The 4,551-nt window shown below is 61.4% G+C and carries 3 protein-coding genes; all 3 read right to left on the minus strand.

Going from position 1 to position 4,551, the window contains the following annotated elements:
- Positions 1–2,787, minus strand: a 2,787-nt coding sequence (locus AAC640_RS18210; RefSeq protein ID WP_340268851.1) for a Tn3 family transposase, incomplete at its 3' end; no start/stop codon positions are given.
- A gap of 4 nt (positions 2,788–2,791) precedes the next feature.
- Positions 2,792–3,376 carry a recombinase family protein gene (locus tag AAC640_RS18215; RefSeq protein ID WP_340268853.1) on the minus strand — a complete coding sequence of 195 codons (585 nt, stop codon included), beginning with the start codon at positions 3,374–3,376 and terminating at the stop codon, positions 2,792–2,794.
- 208 nt (positions 3,377–3,584) lie between these two features.
- Complete coding sequence (locus AAC640_RS18220) at positions 3,585–4,340, minus strand: SDR family NAD(P)-dependent oxidoreductase (protein WP_340268855.1); 756 nt, start codon at positions 4,338–4,340, stop codon at positions 3,585–3,587.
- Positions 4,341–4,551: the final 211 nt, after the last annotated feature.

Consider the following 4,551-nt stretch of genomic DNA (forward strand, 5'->3'; position numbering starts at 1 on the left):
CATGTAGGTCGTATTCCAAAGGACGATAGCACCGGCGACGAGGTTGAGTGCGCTCGCTCGATGGGTCTGGGCTTGCAATGCGTGATCGCGGATACGGCCGATCCGGTGGAAGAAGATGGCGCGTTTCAGCGCATTTTCGGCCTCACCCTTGTTGAGTTCGCGCGTCGCGCGACGCCGCTGTTCGGGTTGTTCGATCCAATCGAGCGTGAACAGGGTGCGCTCGACGCGGCCGATCTCGCGCAGTGCCAAGGCCAGGCCATTGGCGCGGGGATAGGAGCCAAGCCGTTCCAGCATGATTGACGCACTCACGACGCCGGTGCGGATCGAGGTGCCCAAGCGCAGCACGTCATCCCAATGGGCAGCGATCAGGCCCTCGTCGACCTTGCCCGCGAGGAGCGGCGCAATATCGGGGCCGGGTTCGATGCCGTCAAACAGGTGAAGCCGGCGCGCGGAGATATTCGGTATGCGCGGCGCAAACCGGAATCCGAGTAGATGGCATAGCGCAAATACATGGTCGGAAATGCCCCCACCATCGACGTGATGCTCCTCGATGTGCAGATCGGCACCGTGATGGAGCAGCCCGTCCAGCACCTGCGCCGCCTCGCTCGCGGATGCGGAGATGACGGTGGAATGAAACGGCGCGTAGCGATCCGAGACATGGCTGTAGAAGGAGACGGCAGGCTCCGCGCCCTTGTGCGGATTGACCGCACCGGTCGCCTGGGCACGGCGATCGAGCGGGAAGTTCTGACCATCCGAACTGGACGATGTCCCGGCCCCAAACAGGGCGGCGAGTGGCGCGGTGTGCTGGGCATCGACCAACCTGGCGAGAGCCCGACCGTAGGTTTCCTCGCGTAAATGCCACGAGGCGAGCCAGCTGAGTTGGCGTTGGGTCACGAGATTGCAGGCTTCAGCCATGCGCGTATGACCAAGATTGGTTGCATCGGCGAGCACCGCCGTGAGGATAGCGCGGGGTTCATCGGCAACCCGACCGCTTTGCAGATGCGTAAAGCACTGGCTGAATCCGGTCCATCGATCGACTTCAGCAAGGAGATCGGTGATGCGGATCGCGGGAAGATGGGCGTAAAGCGGCGCAAGGGCGCTATCCGCTTCAGCCGGCGTGACCGCCTTCAACGGCGAAATCCGCAGCTTGCCAAGGCTGAGTTGTACGTCTTCCAGCGTGTCCGTCTCCGCTTTTCGCTCGACCTCTGCCAATCTACGGGCGAGGCGGGTACGCCGTTCGGCTAGCCAGGCACCGGCCGTATCAGGTGCCGGAATCGGCAAGGGGCCGGCTGCCCGCATGGTGGCGAATACCGGGCCAGGAATAAGCTGTTGCTCGACGGCACGATAGCGTCTGCTTCCCTCGACCCACATGTCGCCGGCACGAAGCCTGTCCCGAAGCTCGACCAGGACGCAAAATTCATAAACTCTGCGATCGGGAATGCCGGGGCCGATCGCGCGACGCCAGGCCTGCCGAATGAAGCCAACCGGCGTACCCGGCGGCAGTTTTTTCAGGCGACCGAGATGAAGGTCGCGCATGATAGCGACTGCTCGCGCGAGCGTATGGCAGGCCGGGACCGCTCCGAACGTGAACGAGGCGATGAACAAGGGACCGACCTGTCGGAGAACGGGGTAGTTGGTAGCGGCGATCGTAACGGGATCGACGGCATCGGGGCGGATCAGCTTGCGGGCTTCATCGACTTCACGGCCGAGATCGTCCCATCCAACTACGGCCTCGACCGCGGCGCCGATGTCGCCGCCCGACACCTTGGCAGTGAGCAGGGCATCGCCGAGCCGGGCAAGTAGCCGGATTTTACCATTGATGGTGCGCCGGTCGCGCTTGAGCGCTGTGTCTGCACCGTTCTGCTCGCGCCGAAACATCTGACCCAGCAGGCGGTCGAACATCAGCACCGCATCGTCGGTGAGCGTGACGACGGTTTCGAGTACGGTTGCCGCCAGCGTCGCACGGCGCCGCGTTGCTTGCAGCGTCCGGACATGTTGCGCCGTCAGCCGAGCCCCTTCCTGACAGAGGCGTCGCAGGCGTTCGGGATGTATGCCTGCAGCGATATCGGGATCGATCCCAATATCGCGCAGCAGAGCTAGCCGCCGGATGATGACGGCGAACGTCTTGCGACCGGGCTTGCCGGGCGGCTGCCGCACCCATCCGAGGCCGCTGAGGTTCGTGCCGGCGTGAGGCAGAAGAAGGGCATCAAGCAGACGGCGTTGCCCAGTCTCCAGCCCTCGGGTCAGATGCTCGGCGACATGGCGCTCGGCGTCGAGCAGCGCCTGCGCAACCATCCGTTCGACCGAACTGATGCCAGGTACGATGATGCGCCGTCGTCGGCACTCGCCTAGTAGCGACCGTGCCAGCCCAGCCCCGCTGGTCGTCGTCAGCGCAATCGGCAGCAGCCATTCCTGCAACGCCGCTCGCAATGGCCGGCTGAACTGTGTGAACCCAAAGCCCTCGCGCAGCGCATCGAGCTGTTCGTACCGGGTCGGGCCGCGCGTCGCATAATCGGCCAGCACCTCGGGCGCGATCTGCAATTGCTCGGCGACGAACGCGAGCGGCGTATCGGGGATCAATTCGCCCGGGCGCAGCAAACGGCCGGGATAGCGCAGCGCGCATAGCTGGATCGCGAAACCCAGACGATTATGCGGTCGCCTGCGGCGCACGATGATAGCCAGGTCATCCTCACTCAACGTCCAGTGCTGAACGAGCGTGGTTTCATCATCGGGAAGTGCGAGCAACGCCATGCGTTGCTCGTCCGACAGCACGGCGCGACGAGGCATTGGATTAGGCTTTGGCGGGCGGCGCCCAACCGATCCGGGCAAGAGTGCCAATCAAGGTCGAACGCGGCACCTTGAAGGTGCGACAGACGGATGCCTTGCTTGCTCCGCCATCAAGCGCGGCAGTAATCCGTTCAAGGGTCTCAGTGTCAATCATGGGAGGCCGTCCACCCTGGCGCCCTCGACGCTTTGCAGCCGCCAGTCCCGCCATCACCCGCTCGCGCGTCAACGCGCGCTCATATTGCGCCAGCGCGCCGAACAGCGAAAATAGCAGTTCGCCGTGCGGCGTGTTCGTATCCATCTGCTCGGTCAGCGAACGGAACGCGATGCCCCGCGCCTTCAGGTCAGTGACGATCGCCAGGAGATGCGGCAACGAGCGCCCGAGGCGATCAAGTTTCCACACGATCAGCGTATCGCCCACGTTCAGATAATCGAGGCAGGCCTTCAGGCCGGGGCGATCGTCGCGTGCTCCCGATGCTTTATCGGTATGTAGGTTTCGTGGGTCGACCCCCGCTACGACCAGAGCGTCGCGTTGAAGATCGACGGTTTGGCGATCGTCGGCCGATGACACTCGCATATATCCGACTAGCATGTACGACAAACCCCTAAAACCGTGTTGTCGTACACTACATCAAAGCGACAGGGTTTGTCGACTATTCAGGCGTAGGATTGCCGACCAAAGACGAGGAATCGCCTAAGGGTGTCCGAAAACTTGTGTTTTCCGACAGGAGGAAAGCTGACACCTCCAGCGCAACCGGCACACGTCCTCTAAGTCTGATAGCAAGGCGACGGTCACATCTTTAAACGGGAGGCAATCCAGCTGCTGTAAGCCCACCGTCAATGACCAACGCATGGCCTGTTACGTAGGACGACTGATCACTCGCAAGATACAACGCACCACGTGCAACCTCCTCGGGCTTCCCAACGCGACGCATCGGCAACTTTGCATCGAAAGCGGCAAGGTCCTCCGTCGTTACGCCCATATCGGCCATGATGATGGGAGAGGGAATGGCCCCGGGGCAGATCGCGTTCACCCGCACGCCAAAGGGCGCTAGTTCGACCGCAACGGTCTTGGTGAAGGAGACGACGGCTGCTTTGGATGCCGAATAAAGCGCCATCCCTGGAACACCCAAGATGGCATTGGTCGAAGCCGTATTAATGATCGTCCCAGATCCTTGGTTCCGCATTACTTTGCCCGCTGCGCGAGTTCCAAAAAAGACACCCCCAACATTTACTCCCATGATAGACTGATATTCCTCGTCACTCACATCGGTGACCTGACATAACCGCGCAATCCCGGCATTGTTGAACATGATGTCCAGCTTCCCGAACTCGTCGATCGCCGTCTGAACAATGGAATCAATCTCTGCAGATTTAGAGACGTCGGCTTGCACAAAAAGGGCTCCGATCCGATAAGCGACGGACTTGCCACGCTCGACATGGTGGTCAGCGACGATCACGGTCGCCCCCTCCGATGCAAACAGTTCAGCAGTTGCTGCGCCCATATTGGATCCCGCGCCTGTGACGATAGCAATCTTGCCCTCCAGCACTCCCATTCTCTTCCCTTCTATCTTTCCAACCACAATCATGCGTGGGGCGATTATGATACAGTTCCGAGACCCGAATACAAACTGACGGCCTGCTCAGCGTCCGCTTTGTGCTAACTCGATCCTAAAAGCCGCCTGTCGCAAATCAGGTGTTTGCCGACACCTGAGCGGGGCTGTCGGCGCTTAGCGTATATCTGGGTCCGTTCTATGTACTGACCCC

It is taken from the genome of Sphingobium mellinum (assembly GCF_037860795.1).
In the GTDB taxonomy this organism is placed as follows: Bacteria; Pseudomonadota; Alphaproteobacteria; order Sphingomonadales; family Sphingomonadaceae; genus Sphingobium; species Sphingobium mellinum.